General features: G+C 61.1%; 19 protein-coding genes. 16 read left to right on the top strand and 3 right to left on the bottom strand.

Annotation, left to right across the window (positions count from 1 at the left end; genetic code table 11):
* The first annotated feature begins 15 nt into the window (after positions 1–15).
* The 10 genes from B7L09_RS09735 to B7L09_RS09690 all read left to right on the top strand — a co-directional run bounded on the left by B7L09_RS09735 (position 16) and on the right by B7L09_RS09690 (position 14054).
* Positions 16–741 (top strand): substrate-binding periplasmic protein, encoded by a 726-nt coding sequence (locus B7L09_RS09735; protein WP_094468676.1) that lies wholly within the window; start codon positions 16–18, stop codon positions 739–741.
* A complete protein-coding gene (locus tag B7L09_RS09730) occupies positions 738–2999 on the top strand; it encodes an ATP-binding protein (protein WP_094468653.1) in 2262 nt (753 codons plus the stop codon). Before B7L09_RS09735 ends, B7L09_RS09730 begins: the two co-directional genes overlap by 4 nt.
* Before the next feature lie 190 nt (positions 3000–3189).
* A complete protein-coding gene (locus B7L09_RS09725; RefSeq protein ID WP_094468652.1) occupies positions 3190–4602 on the top strand; it encodes an amino acid permease in 1413 nt (470 codons plus the stop codon).
* Between the two features lie 304 nt (positions 4603–4906).
* A complete protein-coding gene (locus B7L09_RS09720; protein ID WP_094468651.1) occupies positions 4907–5698 on the top strand; it encodes an enoyl-CoA hydratase/isomerase family protein in 792 nt (263 codons plus the stop codon).
* Positions 5699–5751: 53 nt separating this feature from the next.
* On the top strand, positions 5752–6912 hold the full coding sequence (locus tag B7L09_RS09715) for an acyl-CoA dehydrogenase family protein (protein WP_094468650.1): 1161 nt from the start codon (positions 5752–5754) through the stop codon (positions 6910–6912).
* Between the two features lie 18 nt (positions 6913–6930).
* Positions 6931–9030 carry an acetate--CoA ligase family protein gene (locus B7L09_RS09710; RefSeq protein WP_094468649.1) on the top strand — a complete coding sequence of 700 codons (2100 nt, stop codon included), beginning with the start codon at positions 6931–6933 and terminating at the stop codon, positions 9028–9030.
* 10 nt (positions 9031–9040) lie between these two features.
* Entirely contained in the window at positions 9041–10648 is a 1608-nt protein-coding gene (locus B7L09_RS09705) for a 5-guanidino-2-oxopentanoate decarboxylase (RefSeq protein ID WP_094468648.1), read from the top strand.
* Positions 10649–10675: 27 nt separating this feature from the next.
* On the top strand, positions 10676–11866 hold the full coding sequence (locus B7L09_RS09700; RefSeq protein WP_094468647.1) for a pyridoxal phosphate-dependent aminotransferase: 1191 nt from the start codon (positions 10676–10678) through the stop codon (positions 11864–11866).
* Complete coding sequence (locus B7L09_RS09695; protein WP_094468646.1) at positions 11859–13274, top strand: aldehyde dehydrogenase family protein; 1416 nt, start codon at positions 11859–11861, stop codon at positions 13272–13274. The genes B7L09_RS09700 and B7L09_RS09695 overlap by 8 nt, the downstream gene beginning before the upstream one ends.
* Before the next feature lie 75 nt (positions 13275–13349).
* Entirely contained in the window at positions 13350–14054 is a 705-nt protein-coding gene (locus B7L09_RS09690; protein ID WP_094468645.1) for an NAD(P)H-dependent oxidoreductase, read from the top strand.
* 212 nt (positions 14055–14266) lie between these two features.
* Here the strand turns inward: B7L09_RS09690 and B7L09_RS09685 are convergent, their stop codons facing one another.
* Positions 14267–14458, bottom strand: a complete 192-nt coding sequence (locus tag B7L09_RS09685) for a YegP family protein (protein WP_010462174.1) — start codon at positions 14456–14458, stop codon at positions 14267–14269.
* A gap of 277 nt (positions 14459–14735) precedes the next feature.
* Here B7L09_RS09685 and B7L09_RS09680 point away from each other — a divergent pair, with 277 nt between their 5' ends.
* The 6 genes from B7L09_RS09680 (at position 14736) to B7L09_RS09655 (ending at position 20332) form a co-directional block, all read left to right on the top strand.
* Positions 14736–15704, top strand: coding sequence for a glycosyltransferase family 2 protein (locus B7L09_RS09680; RefSeq protein WP_094468644.1), 969 nt, complete (start codon positions 14736–14738; stop codon positions 15702–15704).
* Positions 15705–15707: 3 nt separating this feature from the next.
* Positions 15708–16418: a class I SAM-dependent methyltransferase gene (locus B7L09_RS09675; RefSeq protein ID WP_094468643.1), complete on the top strand. Its 711-nt coding sequence runs from the start codon at positions 15708–15710 to the stop codon at positions 16416–16418.
* Positions 16415–16801, top strand: a complete 387-nt coding sequence (locus B7L09_RS09670) for a GtrA family protein (protein ID WP_094468642.1) — start codon at positions 16415–16417, stop codon at positions 16799–16801. Before B7L09_RS09675 ends, B7L09_RS09670 begins: the two co-directional genes overlap by 4 nt.
* On the top strand, positions 16798–18849 hold the full coding sequence (locus B7L09_RS09665) for a DUF6311 domain-containing protein (protein WP_368073895.1): 2052 nt from the start codon (positions 16798–16800) through the stop codon (positions 18847–18849). The genes B7L09_RS09670 and B7L09_RS09665 overlap by 4 nt, the downstream gene beginning before the upstream one ends.
* A 133-nt stretch (positions 18850–18982) precedes the next feature.
* The gene (locus B7L09_RS09660; RefSeq protein WP_094468641.1) at positions 18983–19909 is read left to right on the top strand and encodes a LysR substrate-binding domain-containing protein; all 927 of its coding nucleotides are present in this window, start codon (positions 18983–18985) and stop codon (positions 19907–19909) included.
* 57 nt (positions 19910–19966) lie between these two features.
* Positions 19967–20332, top strand: a complete 366-nt coding sequence (locus B7L09_RS09655; protein WP_094468640.1) for a 5-carboxymethyl-2-hydroxymuconate Delta-isomerase — start codon at positions 19967–19969, stop codon at positions 20330–20332.
* A 3-nt stretch (positions 20333–20335) separates the two neighbouring features.
* Here B7L09_RS09655 and B7L09_RS09650 read toward each other — a convergent pair whose 3' ends face one another.
* Together B7L09_RS09650 and B7L09_RS09645 are read right to left on the bottom strand one after the other, a co-directional pair.
* On the bottom strand, positions 20336–21271 hold the full coding sequence (locus B7L09_RS09650) for a LysR family transcriptional regulator (RefSeq protein ID WP_094468639.1): 936 nt from the start codon (positions 21269–21271) through the stop codon (positions 20336–20338).
* Positions 21272–21498: 227 nt separating this feature from the next.
* On the bottom strand, positions 21499–22698 hold the full coding sequence (locus tag B7L09_RS09645) for a cyanate transporter (protein ID WP_094468638.1): 1200 nt from the start codon (positions 22696–22698) through the stop codon (positions 21499–21501).
* Between the last annotated feature and the right edge of the window lie 304 nt (positions 22699–23002).

Here is a 23002-nt window from a genome sequence, read left to right as displayed (position 1 = left end):
CTCGCCGACAGCGCGATGGCGGCGGACAAAGTCCGCTATTGCGATTATCCGGTCTACCCCCCGATCTCCTGGAGTGACGGCAAACAGGTGCGCGGCGTAGCGCCCGGCGTGGTGAAAGCGCTTTTTGGACAGCTGGGCTATGAAGTGGAAATCGTCGAGCTGGACAACTGGAATCGCTGCGTGCGCGATGCCGCCGAAGGCCGGGTCGACGTGGTGCTGATGTATAGCACCGCGGAGCGTGAGCAGAGCATGGTCTTTTCCACAGTCCCGGTATTGCGCGAAGAAGTCGCCGTGTTCATCAATCGTCAGCATCCGGTGACAATCGAGCGGCTGGAGGACCTGGCCAATTACCGCGGCGGATTGTTGTTCGGTGAAAGTTACGGCGTGGTGTTCGACCGCTTCGTCGCCGAGCATCAGAACATCGAAATGGTCTCTGACAGCAGTCAAAACTTCGGAAAACTGATTCGCGGACGCATCGACTTCATCGTCTCGGAGCGGCGTACCGGGCAGATGCGGGTCGAGACCCTGCCAGGGGCGCAAGACATCGTCGCTTTGCCCAATTCCTTTGGCGTGGATTACTTGCGGGTGGCCGTGTCGCGCCGTTCTGCGCTGGCCGGTCGCATGCCTGAAATCGATGCGCAGTTGAAGCGCATGGTCGACTCGGGGGAGGTCGACCGTTTACTTCACGAAAGTCAGGTCACCTACCGCGACATGATCAAACTGCCGGCCGATAAGCAATGATTCGAGCCCGGCCCGGTGGACTGCTGCGGCGTCTGCTGCTGTTCATTCTGCTATTCAGCCTGTGCTTCACCGTGGTGGCTAGCAGCGTGCAGTTGTACTTCGAATACCGCCGCGAGATGCGCGAGATCGATTCGCGCATGGCGTTGATTCGGGCCGGTTATCTGGCCAGTCTGGAGCGCAGCCTCTGGGATTTGAACCAGGAACAACTGAATGTGCAATTGCGCGGACTGGTGGATTTTTCCGACGTGACGCGGGTTCGCCTGACCAGCCCGGATTTCGACTTGCTGCAAGGCAATCCAGCGCCGATCGGGCCGCTGCGCATCGAGCGTTTTCAACTGGACTATCAACCGCCGTCCGGGCCGAAGCGGCATCTCGGGCAACTGGAAGTCAGCACCGATCTGGGCGCCGTGCATCAGCGTTTGTATGCCACCGGCTTGACCAGTTTGCTGTGGATGAGCGTGTTTCTGTGTGGGCTGGCGGTCGCGCTATCGTGGTTGTTTTACCGCCTGGTGACCCGGCACCTGAAAGTCATGGCCGAGTTCGCACGACGCATCGCCGCCGGTGACTGGTACGAACCGATGCATCTGGACAAGCGGCGCAGCGTCCACCCGGATGAGATCGACACCGTGGCCTATGCGCTGGACGACATGCGCCGGGCGATCGTCAGTGACATTGACCGCCGGGAAACCGATCGGCTGGCGCTGCAAGACAACCGCGATGAACTGTTCCGAATGGTCGAGCGCCGCACTGCCAGTCTGATGCGTGCCAAGGACGAAGCCGAGGCGGCCAACCTCGCCAAGTCACGTTTTCTGGCGACCATGAGCCACGAACTGCGCACCCCGCTCAACGGCATCCTCGGCATGGCGGAGCTGCTGCGCGGCGCACGTCTGGATGAGCGCGATGGCAAGCGCCTGGATGCGTTGTACAAGGCGGGCGAAGGGTTGCTGTCGATTCTCAATGAAGTGCTGTATTTCGCTCGGTTGGAGGAAGGTGTCAGTCACCCGGAAGCGGTGGATTTTTCACTCCGACAGTTGCTGGATGAGGTGCTCACGCTGCTGGAACCGCGCGCGTTGAGCAACGACACGACGCTGCACTGCCGGATGGATCCGCAAGTGGCTGATCGGCACCACGGCGCCGAACAATTCTTGCGTCAGGTATTGAGCAACTTGCTGGCCAACGCGATCAAGTTCACCGAGGGTGGAGAGGTCAGAGTCGAGGTTGTGCTGTTGGCTCCCAACCCGCAACAGACCGGGCAACGGCTGCGCGTGAGCGTGACGGACAACGGCATCGGCATTGCGCCGGCGGTGCAGGAAAAGATTTTCGAGCGCTTCACTCAGGCCAGCGAGGAGGTGGCGCAGCGCTTCGGCGGAACCGGTCTCGGATTGGCCATATGCAAACATCTGGTGGAGCAGTTGGGTGGGCAGATCGGTGTTGAAAGTCAGGTCGGGCAGGGCAGCTGTTTCTGGTTTGAATTGACGTTGCAACCGTCGTCCGGCACCACCGATGTGGTGTCAAGCAGCGAACCCGGCAGACCGCTGAAGATTCTGGTGGTCGAGGACGTGGCGCTGAACCGTGAAGTGGTCAGCGGCTTGCTGCAACGGGACGGGCATCAGGTCTGGCTCGCCGAAGACGGTGAGCAGGCGCTGACGCAATGCGCCGCGCAGACGTTCGATTTGATCCTGCTCGATGTGCACCTGCCGGGCATCAGCGGCGTCGAGTTGTGCTCGCTGATTCGCCGCACCGAAGGCCCGAACCGCCAATGCCGAATCTTCGCCTTGACCGCCAGCGTGCAACCGGCGCTGGTGCGCGGTTATCTGGACGCCGGGATGGACGGCATCCTCGCCAAACCGCTGAAGCTCGACAATCTGCGTCAGGCCCTGGCCGGGCATTCACCAATACTCGCGCCGCAACCTGTTGACGAGGCGATGGATTGGCCGTTGCTGGACACTCACCGCACCTTGCTCGGTGAACAGAAACTGCAGGGGTTGCTGGCGGTGTTGCGCGATTCCATCAGTCAGCATCGCGAAGCGCTCACGGAAGCGATCGAAGCCGACGATTGCACCGAAGTCGCTCACCTGGCGCATCGCCTGGCCGGCAGCAGCGACTCATTGGGCTTCCGTGCGTTGGCCACTTTTTTACGCGCGCTGGAGGAGGCCGCTCTGGTCAACGACGAATCAAGGTTGCGCGCATTGGCGCCGCAGGTTCATGCGCAATTGCAGCAGTCGCAACAGACGCTGATCGGCCTGCTGCACAGCTGACGTACAAGTTTGTTACGACTTTTTACAACTTCGAGCTTTAAGGTCAACGTGAGCTTACATGGTCTTCCAATAATCGAGACAACCGCCACAGCGCGGTCTTCGAAGCTTATTGGAGATAATAATAATGAACCGCCGTAAAGCTCATCCATCCTTGCGCCACGCGCACCTTGCTGATTATTGAGGTGCCGATATGAGCGAAGCTACCGAACGCAAAGGCATCCATCTGACCCGCGCCCTGAAGAGCCGGCACATTTTCATGTTGTCCCTGGGCGGCGTGATTGGCACCGGGCTGTTTATGGGCTCTGGCTTGACGATCAATCAGGGCGGGCCGGTGGGGGCGATTCTGGCCTACCTGGTCGCCGGTTTCCTGATGTACCTGGTGATGGTGTGCCTGGGCGAACTGTCCGTGCACATGCCGGTTTCCGGCTCTTTTCAAACCCATGCCACTAAATACATCGGGCCGGCCACCGGGTTCATGATCGGCTGGGTGTACTGGATGAGTTGGGCGACCACTGTGGGCCTGGAGTTCACGGCGGCAGGCATGCTGATGGAACGCTGGTTTCCAACCATTCCGATCTGGTACTGGTCGGCGCTGTTCGTGGTGGTGCTGTTCGGCCTGAATGCGTTGGCGACACGTGCTTTTGGTGAAGCGGAATACTGGTTCTCCGGGATCAAAGTCGCGGCGATTCTCGGTTTTATCGTGGTCGGTGTGCTGGTGATTTTCGGCGCCATCCCGCTGACCAGCGGCGCACCGGCGCCGATGGCGTCCAACTTGATCGGCGATTCATTGTTCCCGAATGGTCTGTCTGCGGTGTTCGCGGTGATGATGACCGTGGTCTACGCTTTCCAGGGCTGCGAGATCATGGGCGTGGCCGCCGGCGAAACCGACCAGCCGGAAAAAAGCATCCCGCGTGCCGTGCGCAACGTGGTGTTTCGCGTGTTGATTTTCTATGTGCTGGCGATCGTGGTGCTGTCGGCAATCGTGCCGTGGCAGCAGGCCGGGTTGATGGAAAGTCCGTTCGTGCAGGTGTTCGACATGGTCGGCATTCCTTATGCGGCTGACTTGATGAACTTCGTGATTCTTACGGCGATTCTGTCGGTGGGCAACTCCGGCCTGTATGCCTCGACGCGCATTCTGTGGGCGATGTCGAAGACCGGCATGGCGCCGAAAAGCCTGTCGCCGTTGAGCAAGCGTGGCGTGCCGTTGCGGGCGCTGAGCATCACCTTGTGCTTCGCGCTGGTGTCGTTGATGACCAGTTTCGTCGCGGCGGACACGCTGTTCATGGTGCTGATGGCGGTGAGCGGCATGTCGGGCACCGTGACCTGGATCGTGATCGCACTGGCGCAGTACAAATTCCGCAAGGCTTACCTGCGCGATGGCGGCAAGCTCAGCGACTTGAAATACCGCGCGCCGTGGTTCCCGTTGTTGCCGCTGACGTGCATTGCGTTGTGCTGTTCGCTGTTCGTTTTCCTGGCATTGGATGAAACGCAGCGCCCTTCGTTGTATTGGGGCTTCGGGTTTATCGCGGTGTGCTATGCCGCGTATTTCCTGACTCAACGCAAGCGCCAGGCGGTGCTGGCAGCGAGCTTGCCGACGGCGTAACCGCACACCCCAAGACAAAACCATGTGGGAGCGAGCCTGCTCGCGATGACGGTGGATCGGTCAACAGAGATGTTGAACCGAATTCCGTCANNNCGGCGATGCGGCACGCAGTTGTGCAAAGTTGTAACAGTGCAGTCGCTGCAAAGGCGGATGCGGAGAATTAATTCAATAAAATCAATTGGTTATTAAGTAAATGGCGTTGTTACAGCCTATTTCCCTGCCAATTGCCGTCTTACTGAACACTCGTTTAGTATGGCCTCAAGTCGCATCACCTCACGCCAAACACAATAATTCGAGGATTCGCATGACTACTCACATTTCTCTGCTCTGCCAGGTAAAAGCCGGCGTGGCCTGGATCACCCTCGATCGCCCCGCTCAGCGTAATGCGCTGGACATTCCGACCCTGAAAAACCTGCACGCCTTGCTCGATGAGTACAACGCCGATCCCGCCGTTCGGGTTGTCGTGCTGACCGGCAGCGGCCGCAGTTTCTGCTCCGGCGCGGATCTCGCCGAATGGGCCGAAGCCGAAGCCCGTGGCGCCCTGGAAACCTACGGCTGGACCGAAACCGCCCACGCCCTGATGACCCGCCTGCACACCCTCGACAAACCCACTCTTGCTGCGATCAACGGCACTGCCGTCGGCGCCGGCATGGACCTCACCTTGTGTTGCGACCTGCGCATCGCCGCGCAGTCGGCACGCTTCAAGGCCGGCTACACCAGCCTGGCTTACTCGCCGGATGCCGGTGCCAGTTGGCACTTACCGCGCCTGATCGGCAGCGAACAAGCCAAGCGCCTGCTGTTCCTCGACGAGTTGTGGGGGGCTGATCGTGCCTTGGCGGCCGGTCTCGTCGGCGAAGTCTGCGCCGATGATCAACTGCACGACGTGACCACTGAATTGGCCACGCGCATGGCCAACGGTCCGACGTTCGCTTTCGCCCAGACCAAAAAACTCATGCGCGAAGGCGCCCAGCGCAGCCTCCCGGAGCAACTGCAAGCCGAGCTCGCCGCCGGCCTGCTTTGCGGTCGCAGCAAAGACGGCGCCGAAGCCTTGCGCGCCGCCATCGAAAAACGCCCGGCACACTTCAGCGGCCAATAGGCCCGTCGGTTGGCCCCGTACACCTACTCAGCACATGAACAACAGGTAGCCCCATGAATTTCCAACTGACCCAAGAACAAGACATGTTGGTGGACGCGGTACGCAGTTTTGTGATCAAGGAATTGCTGCCCCATGAGGCGGCGGTGGACCGCGCCGATGAGGTCTCGCCGGCGCTTGCTGCGCAGATNCGTGACAAGGCCATCGCTGCTGGTTTCTATGCCTTCAACATGCCCGAAGAGGTCGGTGGTGGCGGCCTCGATTACCTGTCCCAGGCGCTGATCGAACGGGAGTTGTCCAAGGTGTCGTGGGCACTGCATGTGTTTGTCGCGCGCCCCTCGAAAATCCTCATGGCCTGCACTGGCGCACAGATTGAGGACTACTTGTTGCCCTGCGTGCAGGGCAAGAAAATCGACTGCTTCGCGCTGACCGAGCCGGGTGCCGGCTCGGATGCCAACGCCATCAAGACCCGTGCCGTGCGCAGCGGCGATGACTTCGTGATCAACGGCAGCAAGCACTTTATCAGCCATGCGGGGCACGCCGATTTCGCCATCGTGTTTGCCGTGACCGACACCTATGAACACAACGGCAAACAGCGCAACGCCGTGACCTCGTTCCTGGTCGACCGCGACACGCCGGGCATGACCATTCGCCGTGGTCCCAAGTGCGTCAGCAACCGCGGCTATCACACCTATGAGATGTTCTTCGACGACTGCCGCGTCCCGGCGTCCAAGGTGCTCGGCGAAGTCGGCAAGGGCTGGGACGTGGCCAACGCCTGGCTCACCGCCGGGCGGGTAATGGTCGCCGCCAACTGCGTCGGCCAGGCGCAACGGGCGCTGGACGTATCGCTGCAATGGGCGGCGGATCGCAAGCAGTTCGGCCAGCCCATCGGTACCTATCAAGGCGTGAGTTTCAAGCTGGCGGACATGGCCACGCAGATTCGCGCTGCCGAGTTGTTGACCCTGCACACTGCCTGGAAGATGGACCAGGGCCGCATGACCGACGGCGAGGCCGGCATGGCCAAATTGTTTGCCAGCGAAACCCTGGGCAAGGTCGCCGATGAGGCGGTGCAGATCTTTGGCGGCATGGGCCTGATGGACGAATGCCCGGTGGAACGCATCTGGCGCAACGCGCGGATCGAGCGCGTCTGGGAAGGCACCTCGGAGATCCAGCGCCACATCATTTCCCGCGAATTGCTGCGGCCATTGTTGCGCTAACCGGCCCGGAGAATGGCTATGTCGCAGACGATTCGTGACAACCTCAAACGCTTGCTCGCACCGCGCCACCTGGCGTTTATCGGTGGCCGCAGCATGGCCCGCGCGCTCAAGCGCTGCGCCGACGGCGGCTACCTTGGCGAGATGTGGCTGGTCAATCCGCAGCACGACAGCCTTGAAGGCGTGCCGTGTGTGCGCAGCATCGCCGAACTGCCGTGCGGCCCGGACGCGGTGTTCATCGCGACCAACCGCGAGCTGACCCTGACCTGCGTTGCCGAACTGGCTGCCAAAGGCGCAGGCGGGGCAATCTGCTATGCCTCCGGGTTCGCCGAAACCGGTGCCGAGGGNGCAGCCTTGCAACAGCAGTTGCTAGAAGTGGCAGGCGACATGGCCTTGCTCGGCCCCAACTGCTACGGCCTGTTGGACTACCTGCACAACTCGGCATTGTGGCCGGTGGCCCATGGCGGCAAGACGGTCGAGAAGGGCGTCGCGGTACTGACCCAGAGCGGCAACTTTGCCTACAACCTGTCGATGAGCGACCGCTCATTGCCGGTCGCCTACATGGCTTCAGTGGGTAACCAGGCACAACTGGGCGTGGCCGAATTGATGGACGTGTTGCTCGACGAACCGCGCGTTACCGCCATCGGCCTGCACCTGGAAGGCCTGAAAAATGTGCCGGGTTTTGCCCGNGCCGCGCACAAGGCATTGGAGAAGGGCATTCCGATCATTGCCCTGAAAACCGGCGTGTCGCAGATCGGTGCCGAACTGGCGCTGAGTCACACCAGCTCGCTGTCCGGCTCCGATGCGCTGTACGACAGCTTGTTTGCACGTCTGGGCGTGATCCGGGTGAGCGGGCCGGTGAGTTTTGTCGAAACCTTGAAGGCGGCGGCGTGCGGCAACCTGCCGGCAGGAAATCGCCTGATCGCGCTGGCCTGTTCCGGTGGTGATGCTGGGCTGATTGCCGATTACGCCGAGCGCAACNATCTGGCCCTGCCGAAACTTGACGCAGGCCAGCGTGCTGAACTGGCGCAGGTGCTGCCCAGCTACGCCAATCTGGTCAACCCATTGGATTTCACCACGGCNATCTGGGGCGACCGTGAAGCACTCCATANCATGCTCGACAGCGCCCTGCGCACCGAAGCCGATGCGGCCATGCTGGTGCTGGATTACCCGGCCGAATTTACCGGCGAGCGCAAGGAATGCGACCTGCTGCTGGAGCTGTTCTGTGCTGCCCTTATCCGCCACGGCAAGACGGGTTTTGTCACCTCGGCCTTCCCGGAGTTGCTGCCGGCCCACGCTCGCGAACGTCTGCATGCCCAAGGTGTGGCGGCGTTGCAAGGGGTCGAAGACGGGCTGGCGGCGTGGGGCCGAATCGCGGGTTATCAGCGTAACCGTCAGGCGTTGCTGGCGCTCGGTGAATCGGCGCTGGTGCCGCACTGCCCTCAGGCGTTGGAAGGCGAAGGTCGCTTGCTCAATGAATGGGATTCGAAAAAAGCGTTGCGCGCCTTCGGCCTGCAGACGCCCAACGGCGTATTGAGCACCCCGGACGAGGCATTGAGCGACGCCAACGCGCTGGGTTATCCGTTGGTATTGAAAGCGGTCAGCTCCCAACTGCCGCACAAAACCGAAGCCGGCGCCGTGGCGTTGAACCTCAAGGACGGCGCCGCCCTGAGCGCCGCCCTGGAAAAAATGCGCGCCAGCATCGCCGATTACGCGCCGCACGTGCCGTTCGATCACGTGCTGCTGGAGCCCATGGCCAAGCCGCCGTTGGCCGAGCTGATCGTCGGTATCAAACGCGAAAACGACTTCGGCCTGGCCCTGGTGATTGGCGCCGGTGGCATCCTGGTGGAACTGCTCAAGGACAGCCGCAGCCTGTTGCTGCCCACCACTGACGAGGCGATTGGCAACGCGTTGCTCAGCCTGCGCAGCGCCGCTTTGCTGCAAGGTTTTCGCGGGCGTGAGGTGGCGGATATGGACGCGTTGGTCTCGGCGATTCGCGCGGTGGCCGACTACGCCTGTGCCAATGCCGAACGGTTGCTGGAACTCGATGTGAACCCATTGTTGGTCGGTGCCGATGGCACGACTGCGGTCGATGCGTTGATTCGCCTCGGCCACGAGTGAGGAAGTGAACATGCAAAGCACAATATTGACCGGCGGCCAGGCCCTGGTACGCCTGCTGGCCAACTACGGCGTCGACACCGTGTTCGGAATCCCCGGCGTACACACGCTGGAACTGTATCGCGGCCTGCCCGGCAGCGGCATTCGCCACGTGCTCACGCGCCACGAACAGGGCGCCGGTTTTATGGCCGACGGCTATGCACGAGTCAGTGGTAAACCCGGCGTGTGCTTTGTCATCACCGGCCCTGGCGTCACCAATGCCGCAACCGCCATCGGCCAGGCCTATGCCGATTCCATTGCGATGCTGGTGATCTCCAGCGTCAACTNCACCGCCAGTCTCGGCAAAGGTTGGGGGTGTCTGCACGAAACCCAGGATCAGCGTGCAATCACCGCGCCGATCACCGCGTTCTCGGCGGTGGCNTTGAGTGCCGAGGATCTGCCCGAGCTGATCGCCCGTGCCTACGCGGTGTTCGACAGCGAGCGGCCACGGCCGGTGCATATTTCGGTGCCGCTGGACGTGCTGTCGGCAAAAGTCAGCCGCGACTGGAGTAATGAAGTGGTGCGTCGCCCAAGCCGTGGCGTGCCGGCAGCCACGGCGCTGGATCAGGCTGTCGCCAAACTGCAAAGCGCCAAACGACCGATGATCATCGCCGGTGGTGGCGCATTGAATGCGCAGCGGCAAGTGCATGAACTCAGCACCCGACTCGCCGCGCCGCTGTTCACCAGTGTCGCCGGCAAAGGCCTGTTGCCGCCGGATGCACCGCTCAATGCCGGCTCGACCCTGTGCGTAGAGCCGGGCTGGCAACTCATCGCCGAGGCCGACGTGGTGCTGGCGGTCGGCACCGAAATGGCCGACACCGATTTCTGGCGCGAGCGTCTGCCGCTGAATGCCGAACTGCTGCGCGTGGACATCGACCCGCGCAAATTCAACGATTTCTACCCGTGCGCGGTGGCGCTGCAAGGCGATGCGCAACACACCCTAGCCGCGTTGCTGGAGCGTCTGTCGCCCGCCAACCGCGATGCCAGTTCAGCGATCGCGTCTGTCGCAGCACTGCGTGAAGCGGTGAGAAACAGCCACGGCCCGTTGCAGTCGATCCATCAAGCGATTCTCGAACGTATCGCCGCCGAGCTGCCGGACGATGCCTTCATCAGCACCGACATGACCCAACTGGCCTACACCGGCAACTACGCTTACCCAAGCCGCGCCCCGCGCAGCTGGTTGCACCCCACCGGCTACGGCACCTTGGGCTATGGCTTTCCCGCCGGCATCGGCGCCAAGTTCGGTGCGCCGCTGCGCCCCGGCCTGGTGTTAGTGGGNGACGGCGGTTTCCTCTACACCGCGCANGAACTGGCCACCGCCGTCGAGGANCTGGACAGCCCGTTGGTGGTGCTGTTGTGGAATAACGACGCCCTTGGCCAGATCCGCGACGACATGCTGAGCCTGGATATCGAACCCATCGGTGTGCTGCCGCGCAACCCGGACTTTGCCGCCCTTGGCCGCGCGTTCGGTTGCACGGTGACCGAGCCGCAAAGCCTGGCCGAGCTGCAAACCGATCTGCGCCACGGCTTCAAGCGCAACGGCGTGACCCTGATCGAGCTCAAGCATGCGTGCGCGCTCTGACGCCATTTTTACAATAGGGATACCGCCATGCGCTTCTCCGATCTGACGCAACGCATCGCTGGTGACGGCGCTGCCGCCTGGGACATTCATTACCGCGCACTGGCGCTGCAAGAGCAGGGTGAGGACATCCTGCTGTTGTCAGTCGGCGACCCGGATTTCGACACCCCGGTGCCGATTGTGCAGGCAGCCATCGACAGCCTGTTGTCCGGCAACACCCACTACGCCGATGTGCGCGGTAAACGCGCACTGCGTGAAAGCATCGCAAAACATTACGGGAAACGCAGTGGCCAGCACGTCTCGGCGGAGCAGGTCACCGTGCTCGCCGGGGCGCAATGCGCGTTGTTCTGCGTGGCTCAGTGCGTACTGAATCCGGGCGACGAGGTGATCGTCGCCGAACCGATGTACGTCACCTATGAAGCGGTGTTCGGTGCCTGTGGTGCGGTGGTGATTCCGGTGCCGGTGCGTTCTGAAAACGGCTTTCGGGTGTTGCCCGAAGACGTCGCTGCACGCATCACCCCGCGCACTCGGGCGCTCGCGCTCAACAGTCCGCATAACCCGTCGGGCGCCAGTTTGTCCCGTGGCACGTGGCAGGCGCTGGCGCAGCTGTGCATCACTCACGACCTGTGGCTGATTTCCGATGAGGTCTACAGCGAGTTGCTGTTCGACGGCGAACACATCAGCCCGGCGAGTTTGCCGGGCATGGCCGAGCGCACCGCGACGCTCAACAGCCTGTCGAAATCCCACGCCATGACCGGCTGGCGCATCGGCTGGTCAATCGCACCGCCCGCCTTGGCCGAACACCTGGAAAACCTCGCGCTGTGCATGCTCTACGGTTTGCCGGATTTCGTGCAGGACGCCGCCGTCGTCGCACTCGAAAGCCACTTGCCGGAACTGGAAGCCATGCGCGAAGCCTATCGCCAACGTCGCGATCTGGTCTGCGACTGCCTGGCCGATTGTCCCGGCGTGCGGGCCTTGAAACCCGATGGCGGGATGTTCGTGATGGTCGATATCCGCGACACCGGGCTCAGCGCCCAGGCGTTCGCCGACCGCCTGCTTGATCGCCACGGCGTCTCGGTGTTGGCCGGCGAAGCGTTCGGCCCGAGCGCTGCCGGGCACATTCGCCTGGGACTGGTGCTGGGGGCGGCGCCGTTGCGTGACGCCTGCCAGCGAATTACTCGTTGCGCCACTGAACTGATGGAAGCCCAAGTCTATGCATAACCACAAGACGCTGTTTATCGATGGCCGCTGGCAAACCCCGTCGGGGCAGGGCATCGCCGAGGTCATCAACCCGGCCACTGAAGAGGTCGCAGGTTCGGTGCCGCTGGGCGATGAGCGCGATGTCGACAATGCGGTGGCTGCGGCGCGCCGGGCCTTCGGTTCATGGTCGCGAACGCCGTCGAGTGTTCGCGCCGGTTACCTGCGTGCGCTCGCCGAGCAGTTACGTGCGCGGGCCGACGAGATGGCAGCGGTCATCACCACTGAGTTGGGGATGCCGGTGCAATGGTGCCGTTCGGTGCAGGTTGACGGACCCATCATCGGCCTGGAGCAATACGTCGAACTCGCCGGCTTGATGGATGAAGTGCGCGAGGTCGGCAATTCGCTGGTCATCCGCGAGGCGGTCGGTGTCTGCGCTTTCATCAACCCGTGGAACTACCCGCTGCATCAACTGATTGGCAAGCTCGCGCCGGCGTTGGCAGCCGGTTGCACCGTGGTGGTCAAACCGAGTCAGGAAACTCCGCTCCACGCGTTTTTGCTGGCGCAGATAATCGAAGCGATCGGCTTGCCGGCGGGGGTGTTCAACCTGGTCAGCGGTCCGGGTTCGAAGGTCGGCGAAGCGCTGGCCAAACACCCGGACGTGGACATGGTGTCGTTCACCGGCTCCACTGGTGCCGGGGTTCGCGTGGCACAAGCGGCGGCGCCTTCGGTGAAGCGTGTGTGCCTGGAACTGGGCGGAAAGTCAGCGCTGTTGATTGCCGAAGACGCGGACCTGGCCGCCGCCGTGCGCTACGGCGTGCAGGACGTGATGATCAACTCCGGGCAGACCTGCACCGCGTTGACCCGCATGTTGCTGCCCGCCAGTCGTTACGCCGAGGCCGTGGAACTGGCGATTGCCGAAACCCAAAGCCTGCGCATGGGCGATCCGCTGGACCCGCAGAGTTTCCTCGGGCCGATGTGTTCGGCGGCGCAACGGCGCACCGTGCTTGACTACATTCAGGTCGGCCAGCAGGAAGGCGCGCGGCTGCTGTGTGGTGGTGACACCGCGCTCGAATTCGAGCGCGGCTATTACGTCAGCCCTACGCTGTTCGCCGATGTCGACAACCGCATGCGCATCGCCCAGGAAGAAATCTTCGGCCCGGTGCTGTGCCTGATTCCCTACGCCGATGAAGCGCAAGCGATTCAGATCGCCAACGATTCGCCGTTCGGCTTGTCTAGCGGTGTCTGGGCCGGCAGCACCAAACGCGCTTTGCAGCTTGGGCGGCAGTTGCGCGCCGGGCAGTGCTTTCTCAACGGCGCGGCGTTCAATTATCAGGCGCCGTTCGGGGGCTACAAACAATCGGGCAATGGCCGGGAATGGGGAGAAGAAGGGCTCAACGAATTCGTGGAAGTGAAGGCGATCCAGGTGTGACCTTTGGCGATTCAAACGATCTGCGCACCGTTATCGTCCGCCCATACAAAACCTGTAAACGTTTAGGGAATTGCCATGAAAGTTTTGATTGTCCACGCTCACCCGGAGCCGAAATCCTTTACCGCTGCCCTGCGTGACCAGGCGGTGGCGACCCTTGAGGCCCAGGGGCATGAGGTCCGGGTCAGCGACCTGTACGCCATGAACTGGAACCCGGTGGCCAGCGCCGATGACTTTTCCTCGCGGGAGAATCCCGAGTACCTGGTGTATGCACTGGAGCAACGCCTGGGGGTGAAGAGCCAATCGCTGGCGCCGGACATCCAGCAAGAACTCGACAAGCTGTTGTGGGCCGACTTGCTGATCCTGAACTTCCCGATTTTCTGGTTCTCGGCCCCGGCCATGCTCAAGGGCTGGATTGATCGGGTGCTGGTGTCGGGTATCTGCTACGGCGGCAAGCGTTTTTACGATCAGGGCGGGTTGAGCGGCAAGAAGGCGCTGGTTACCGTCACCTTGGGCGGCCGTGAGCATATGTTCGGTGATGGCGCGATTCATGGTCCGCTGGAGGATATGTTGCGGCCGATCCTGCGCGGTACGTTGGCGTATGTCGGGTATGANGTGCTGGAGCCATTCGTGGCCTGGCATGTGCCTTACATCAGTGATGAAGCGCGCAAGGGATTCCTGCAAAGTTATCAGCAGCGTCTGGAGCATCTGAGTGATGACCGGCCGATGCAGTTTCCGCGGTTGTCGCAGTTTGATGAGGCGTTGTATCCATTGCCTGGTTAAAAAAGGCTTTTGGCCAGGGCTTGGAGGTGAACTCACTGGCCCTATCGCGGGCAAGCCCGCTCCCACAGGGTTTTGTGTCCATCGCGATAATGTGACCGACACAAAACCTGTGGGAGCGGGCTTGCCCGCGATGGGTCCCGAAAGCCCAACCCAAAAAACGAAAACTGCCGAAGCTGTTCATAGCCTGAACAGTTTCGGCAGTGTCCTCAGGTTTAGATCTCCTTCACCGGCGTTTCACCCTCAACCCCTTTGATCAACCCGATGGCATGCAGGCAATCCGCCTTGTTCACATACGATTCGCCACTGGCGATCGTCTCGTGGTTCCCCGCCCTCAAGCGCCAGCGCCATTGTCCTTTACCGGTGCTCGGCGTGCCTTTGGATTGCCTGTAAATCTCGAAATACATTCTGCTCGCTCCATGCGATGGGTCATTGCGACAACCTGTGTGCCGCATCGGGGGCAAGCCTAGCGGAGCTGGGTTTTTTGGCCATCAGGCATTTGTTTCCAGGCATTTGAAAATATTTCAGCCGGCGCAACCGGGCCGGTGCGACTGGCCAAAACCCCCGCAGTTTCGCCCTTGCATCACCTCCCTTGGTCCTGCTTAATACGACACGGCTCATGGCGTCGAGCAGCTGTCGGCGATCTCGGATTGTAGAAAAATCACTATAAAAAAGAGCAATCAATTGACTCATCAGCACGGAACGCAACTGACCGGGCATGTGCAGCTTTCGCTGGTGATCCCGGTGTTAAATGAAGCGGCGACCATTGATTTGTTCATCGCGCGGATCACTGACGTCTTCAAGGATGAAACGCTGATCGGTCTGGAAATGGTGTTCGTCAACGACGGCAGCACCGACACCACGCTCGACCTGCTGCTGGAACGTCAACAGACCGATACGCGCCTGCGCATCGTCGATCTGAGCCGCAATTTCGGCAAGGAAGCGGCCCTGACCGCCGGCTTGCAGACCGCCACCGGCCAGGTGGTGGTGCCGATCGATGTCGATTTGCAGGACCCGCCAGAAGTCATCCTCGAGATGATCGCCCTTTGGCGTGAAGGCTATGAAGTGGTGCTGGGGCATCGTGTGAGTCGCAAGACCGACTCCTGGGCCAAGCAAACCTCGGCCAACTGGTTCTACCGCCTGCACAACAAAATCGCTGAGCAACACCTGCCGGAAAACGTCGGTGATTTTCGGCTGATGGACCGTTGTGTGGTGGATGCCCTGCAAACCCTGCCCGAGTCCCGGCGCTTCATGAAAGGCCTGTTTGCCTGGGTCGGGTTTCGCACCACTCACGTGAACTACGAGCGCCTTGAACGGGTGGCGGGGGCGAGCAAGTTCAACGGCTGGCGGTTGTGGAACTTTGCGCTGGAAGGCATCACCAGTTTCAGCACCGAACCGCTGCGCATCTGGACCTATCTGGGGCTGTTTGTCTCGCTGATCTCGTTCTCGTTCGCCATTTTCATCATCTTGCGAACCTTGATCTCCGGTGTCGATTTGCCGGGTTATGCCTCGCTGATGGTCGCCGTCACGTTTCTGGGCGGCCTGCAATTGATCGGTATCGGCGTGCTGGGTGAATACCTGGGCCGGACGTATATCGAGTCAAAACGCCGCCCGGTGTACTTGGTGCGGCGTGTCTACGACCCCAAGGACTGAACCATGGATCTCAAGGAAACCGACATCCTCGGTTCAAGCATCGATCAGCACTGGTATTACGCCTCGAAAGCAGCGGCCACCACGCGAATGCTGGGTAACACGCCGTTCACAAGGATTCTCGACGTGGGCGCAGGCTCGGGGTTCTTTTCCCACCATTTGCTGACGCATTCGGCGGCCCGAGAAGCCTGGTGCGTCGACATCAGTTACGACGATGATTCGGACGTCACCACCGCCGGTAAACCGGTGCATTACCGTCGCGGCATCGACTCGGCGGACGCCGATCTGGTGCTGCTGATGGACGTGCTGGAGCATGTCGACGACGACGTCGGGTTGCTCAAGGCTTACGTCGATAAAGTCCCCTCCGGCAGCCGTTTCCTGATGACGGTGCCGGCGTTCCAGTTTCTCTGGAGCGGGCACGACGAGTTCCTGGAACACAGGCGCCGCTATACCTTGCCGCAGCTGGAAACGGTGGCTCGGGACGCCGGCCTGAGCGTGAAGCAGGGCGCGTACTACTTCGGTCTGGTGTTCCCGATTGCCGCCACCCTGCGTTTGTTGCCCAAGGGTGCACAACCGTCGCCACCACGCTCGCAACTCAAGCAGCACCATCCACTGGTGAATACGGTTTTGAAGACGCTGTGCAGCGTCGAACTGCCCTTCATGGGCGCGAATCGTCTGGCCGGGTTGACGGTGTTTGTCCTGGCGCAGAAGCCGTGACGTCAGCTGAAAAATCCGCCTTGATCCAGCGTGGCCTGCGTTTTGCCGTGACCGGGCTGTTCGTCACGGCCCTGCATGCGCTGGTGGCCGTGTTGTTTATCCATTACGTGCTGCCTCTGCCGCCCTTGGCCAATGGCGCGGCATTCGCCGTGGCGACCGTGGTGTCTTACCTGATCAATACCACCTGGAGCTTTTCCGCCCGGTTGCATGGCCGGACGCTGCTGCGCTTCATGATGGTTTCCGCTGCCGGTTTCCTGCTGGCGATGCTGGTGGCCTGGGCTGCGCAAATGGCCGGGCTGCATTATTTGCTGGGGATTGGCGCGGTGGCGCTGACCCTTCCGGCCTTCACCTTTGTATTGCATAACTTCTGGACGTATCGATGAAGGCTTCAGGCAAACAGTGGGTGGTCGCATGGCTGCCACTGTTAATGGGCGTTGTGTCGTTTCTCATGGTGATCGGGCCACGCGCGCTGGACCCGCAAAACATTGCCTGGCTGGAAAGCGGTGACCCGGCGACTCATTATTTGGGCTGGGCGTTTTTCCGACACGCTCCATGGACATTTCCGCTCGGGCTGAACCCTGCCTACGGGTTGGAACTGGGCAACGCGATCATCTTCTCTGACTCCAATCCGCTATTGGCTTTGCTGTTCAAACCCTTCAGTGCATGGCTCCCCGAGACGTTTCAATACTTCGGCCTCTGGTTACTGACCTGCTTCGTCCTGCAGGCGTGGTTTGCCTGGAAGGTAGTGGGGCTGATGTCGTCGCATGTGGGTGTGCGTGCCGTAAGTACGGCGTTGTTGCTCTTTGTTCCGCCAATGCTCATGCGCATGCCCTTTCATTTGTCCCTGGGCGGGCATTTTCTGCTGCTGGCTTCGTTTTACCTGGCCCTGCATCCGCAACTGCGTCGTCGACGCCTGGCCTGGGGCGCATTGCTGGCGACGGTCGCGTTGGTCCACGCGTACTTTCTGGCGATGGTTGCACTGATCTGGATCGCCGATCTGGCGGCCGGGTATTTCAAGAAGAAACTGACGCTGCGCTCTGCCTTGATCGAGTTACTTGCACTGTTTTCACTGGTCAGCTTTTGCTGCTGGCAAGCCGGGTATTTTTCGGTCGGCACCGAAGGCGCGATCTCAGGCGGTTTTGGCATCTACGGCATGAACCTGCTGTCACTGATCGACTCGGGGAACTGGTCCTATGTGCTGAAGGATCTGCCCGGTGTCCAAGGGTTCGGTGACGGCGAAGGGTTTGTCTTTCTGGGACTTGGCCTGATCACGCTGGGCCTCTATGCCGTGGTCGGTTTACTGCAAGGCAATACCGGCTTCGGGCAACAGGTGCGGCGGCGACCCTTTTTGCTGTTGGCGCTGATTGGGCTGACGGTGTTCGCCATTTCAAATCATGTGGCGTTGGGCTTGCTCGAGTTCACCTATCCGCTGCCGCCCGTGGTGATTTCCATCGCCAACATCTTCCGCGCCTCGGGGCGAATGTTCTGGCCGGTGTACTACGCGATCATCTTCGCCATCATTTTCCTGGTCATTCGCGCCAACACGCCGCGCACGGCCTTTTGCCTGCTGTCGCTGGCGTTGCTGATACAGATGGTGGACACCCACGCCGGCTGGGCAGGGGTGCGCAAGCAATTGATGATGGAACCGGCGTCGAAGTGGGCGTCGCCCATGGTCGATCCGTTCTGGGAAAGCGCGGCAGCCCATTACAAGAACATTCGCTGGATCGTTCCGCAGAATCTGTCCCCGAAGTGGATGTCGGTGGCTGATTTTGCCGGCGCCCACGGTCTGGCGACCAATGCCGTTTACCTGGGGCGGATGGACACGGCCAACTGGATCGAATCCGAGCAGCAGACGGCCCGGGAAATGGCGTCGGGTAAATATGACGCCGACTCGTTGTACCTGCTCGATGAGCGTGCGTTGATCCAGTCGGTGAGAAACATTAATACCCAAACGGATCTCTTCGCCCGGATTGACGGCTTCACGGTGCTGGCTCCAGGCTGGAAGCAGTGCGGCACCTGCTTGCAGGCGACCTCGCAAATCAATCCGCTGGACCTGGTACCCGCCCTCGAACCCGGACAAAAGACGCTGTTCACTTACGGCAACAAGGGCGGCGCGTTGCTGGCCAAGGGCTGGTCCGAGACTGAACCCTGGGGTGTCTGGTCCAAAGGCCCGGACGCTGAAGTCATGTTCCGGCCCCTGGCGCCCGTGCATTCCTTGCGCCTGGAGACCACGGCGTTTCTACCTCCCGGCCATGGGCGTCAACGTGTCGGCATCAGCATCAACGGCCTGCCGGCAACGAATACCCAACTTGAACAGGCCGATGGCAATGTGATCGATATTCCCCTTACGGCCGAGATGCAACAACGGGTGTCGAGTCAGGGTGTCGTCAGGTTGCAACTGCAGTTTGAAACAACTGGGGCTGGGGGATGATCAGCGCGTCATGGGCCTGGGGTTGAAGTCGCTGACCGTGCAGTGATTCACCCGTACACGGCGCCCATGCGGATAGACGCCGGCCCCAAGGTCTTTCTACACTGCCTGCAGTGTTGAGGAACGGGGGCAAGGAATGAATCGCAACGAACTGCGCAAGGCTGACATCAACCTGATGGTGGTGTTCGAAACNCTGATGCTCGAGCGCAATGTGACGCGTGTGGCGGAGAAGCTGTTTCTCGGCCAGCCCACCATCAGCTCGGCCCTCAACCGTTTGCGCACNNTGTTCAACGATCCGCTGTTCATTCGGGTCGGCCATCGCATGGAGCCGACGGCGCGGGCCGAGGAAATTATCCTGCACCTGTCGCCGGCGCTCGATTCCCTGTCGTCGGCCTTGAGCCTGACCCACGATTTTGACCCGGCCAGCAGCACCATGACCTTTCGCATCGGGCTGTCGGATGACGTCGAGTTCGGCCTGCTGCCACCACTGCTGCGCGCCTTGCGCCAGGAAGCGCCGAAGGTGGTGTTCGTGGTTCAGCATGTCGATTACTGGCGCATTCCCGACTTGCTGGCCTCCGGCGATATCACGGTCGGCATCAGCCAGACCCGCGGCCTGCCAGCCAACGCCAAGCGCAAGTTGTTGCGGCACATCCAGCCGAGCATTTTGCGCGCCGATGCTTCGGACAAACCGCTGACCCTCGACGAATATTGCGCCCGCCCGCATGTACTGGTGTCCCACACCGCCAACGTGTCCGGGTTTGCCGATGAATGGCTGGCGGAGATTGGTCGCAAGCGCCATGTGGTGTTGTCCGTGCCGCAGTACAGCGCGCTGCCGGCGTTGCTNGCCGGCACCGACCTGATCGCCAGCCTGCCGGATTACGCGGCCGAGGCGATGGCCGCGTCCGGCCATCTATTCAAGGAACCCTTTCCGTTCAAGACCCCGACGCTGGACTTGTCCATGGTCTGGCTCAGCCACGTCGATACCGACCCGGCCGAACGCTGGTTGCGTGCGCGGCTGGAGGCGTTCATGAGTGAGCGCCCGGAGTTGCCGCTGCCCAAATGAGTCAGACGACGCTGTGTTATATGTAAGACCTTTCTGCACACTACCAGGAGCCAGACCATGCCCCACCTGCACATGGAATACACCGCCAACCTGCCCGGCCTGAACGCCGACGTGGCGTTGATCCGGCTCAATAATGCCTTGGTGGCTTCCGGTCAGTTTGCTGCGGAGTTCGATATCAAGAGCCGTGCGGTGAAGGTCGCGACGTTCAAGGTCGGCACGGCGATGGGGGAAAGGGCGTTTGTGCATGTGAAGCTGGCGCTGCTGAGCGGTCGCCCGCCGCAGATCAAAAAGCAGTTGTCCGATAGCCTGCTGGCCGTGGTGCAGGAACTGTGTGAATGGCCGACAGGGGTTGAAGTCCAGTTGTGCGTGGAGATCCTCGACATCGACCGTGAGTCCTACACCAAGACCGCCATTGGCCACTGAGTTTCAGGCCATTTCCTGCTCGGCGCAGGCTTTGATCACTTGCTCGCGCAGCCAGGTGTTGGCGCTGTCCTGATCGACGCTTTGACTCCACTGCATGTCCAGGGTGAAACCCGGCAAGCCGTTGGGCGCTTCGCAGTGATTGAAGATCGCCTCGTTGGCCAGCAATTGCTGGATACGGCGGGGCAACGTCAGGATGAAGTCGGTGCCGGTGATCATTTTCAGCGCCGCGCTGTAGCTGTTGGAGCGCGCGATAATTTGCCGTTTGTGCGCCTGTTGCGCCAGCCAGCCATCGACCATGTTGGTGGTGGATGTCCACGGCGTCGGAAACACATGCCGGCGTTCGACAAAAGCCTTCAGGCTTAAACGGGGTTCCAGTGGCGTGGCGCGCTTGTCAAAGACGCAGACCAGATCATCTTCCAGCAACAACCGGGATTTGAGGTCGCTGTGGCTGCGATGAAGATGGGGGCCGAAACAAATCACCAGGTCGAGGCTGCCATCGCGCAGGTCTTCGGCGGGGATGTCGGTTTCGAACTTGTGCATGTTGACCATCACCGGCAGGTCGGCNTGGTCGAAGTTCTTCAACAGGCGCGGCAGGATCAACTGCTCGAAGTATTCCGGGGCGCAGATATTGAACGTGACCGGTTGCAAGGTCGGGTCGAACGACTGGGCGCCGGCGTGGCAGAGGTTGATGCTTTCGAGGATCTTCAGCACATGGGTGTACATGGTGCTGGCTTTGTAGGTGGGGCGCATACCCGTGCGGGTATTGATGAATAACTCGTCTTCAAAACTGGTGCGCAGTTTCTTCAGGCTGTAGCTCACGGTGGACTGGCTGACGAACAACGTTTCAGACACCTCGGTAACGCTGCTCTGGTCGTAGACGGCGATAAACACCATCAAGTCCTGCATATCGAGCTTTCTAAGCAAGTTACTGTTCAGCATCCATTCGGTCTCGCTGTGCTCCTTGCGCTGACTGTGCGCAAACGTGTGCGAACGATCCTAACGGAACGATGGTGCCAGGAGAATGCCCCGTAGGACGTTTCACAGTCAGTTGTGGGACAGAAAATGTTACGAACACGACTTATGAATTTAATCCCACAAAACATGGCCGAAGGCCTTTACCCATGACCGGTGGCAGGCACTGCGCGGTAAGGTGCTGAACAGCGTGCTCAGGCAGCGGCAGGAAATTGCCTGGCGTAATGCCGCGGATTGAAACGCAGGGCCATCAGGATCATCAGCGCCATGACACCGGTCAGGCACCACCAGGCCGATTCGAAGCTGCCCGACTGATCGCGGACCATCCCGGCCATCAGCGGCGAGAGGCCGGCGATCAGGTAGCCGATGCCTTGTACGAAGGCCGTCAGCCCGCCGGCGCGTTGCGGGTTGTCGAGGTGATCCAGCGACACAATCAGGCTCATCGGGAACAGGCCGCCGATGCCCAGCCCCAACAGGCACGGCCATAGCAGGCTGAAGTGTTGCGGGCTGAGGATAAGCCCACAGAAACCGGCCATGATCAGCGCCAGCAACACCACCAGCACCAGGCGTCGGTCACGGCTGCGGTTGGCGATGGCGGGGGTCACCAGCCCGGACACCACTTCCATCGCGGTCAAGAACCCCAGCAGCAAACCGGCGCTCTGTTCGCTCCANCCCTTTTCCACGTAGTACGGCGCCAGCCAAGCCAGCACACAGGTGTAGGACGCAGTGCCCAAACCGAAGAAGAGGGCGAGTAACCAGGCGCGGGAATGAGTGAAGAACGATGTGTTGCGTGGTGCCGGTGCCGGTGCCGGTGCCGTTGATGTCCCCGGCCGCCCGAGGGGCCAGAACAGCAATGCCACCAGGGCCAGCGCGGCCCAGATTGCCAGCCCCACGCGCCAACTGCCGGTGCGGGCCATCACCAGGGGCGCAAACGAGGCCGCTATCGCCGCTCCGCCCATGATCGACGTCACATAGAGGCCCATGAACAGCGAAACGTTATCGCTGAACCGCGATTTGATCAGCGCCGGCATCACGGCCTGGATCATCGCAATGCCCACGCCGGCCAGCATGGCGCTGAGGATCAGTTCGGCGGCCGAGTCCACGAACAGCCGCAAGACCGTGGCCAGGCCAATGATCATCAGCGAAATCACCACTGTGCGCTGTTCGCCAAGGCGTTGGCTGACGCTCAGGCCGAAGAACATCGCCAGCCCCATGGCCATGACCGGCAACATGGTCAGCAGCGAGGCCAGGCTGAAACTCAACGGGATGTCCCCGCGAATGGCCGACAGCAAAGGCCCGACGGCCGCCATCGACGGACGCAGGTTCAGGGCGACGAGGACAATACTGACCATCAGCCAGAGGGCAGGGCGGGAGGTTGTGCGAACGTTTTCCATCAATCGGGCCTTCAATAACAAGGAGCCGATTAGGCGCGTGAGACCTGGAGGCCGCAAATCAGATAGTCCGCAGCGGTATTTAAAAATTAAATACCTCCGTCACACCACAATTCCCCCTGTGGGAGCGGGCTTGCTCGCGAANGCGGTGTGTCAGTCGATACATGTGTTGACTGACACACCGCTTTCGCGAGCAAGCCCGCTCCCACAGGGGATATTNGGTGTCTGGGCAATTGATTGTTTAGTCTGCCCACACCCAAAGTTCTTCAAATCCTGATTTAACGACCTGACCGCCCGTGTGACGCTG

The sequence above is a fragment of the Pseudomonas mandelii genome, assembly GCF_002251635.1.
Lineage (GTDB): Bacteria > Pseudomonadota > Gammaproteobacteria > Pseudomonadales > Pseudomonadaceae > Aquipseudomonas > Aquipseudomonas mandelii_B.
The sequence above is the reverse complement of the archived record's forward strand: the minus strand, read 5'-3'. Positions and strand labels throughout refer to the sequence as shown.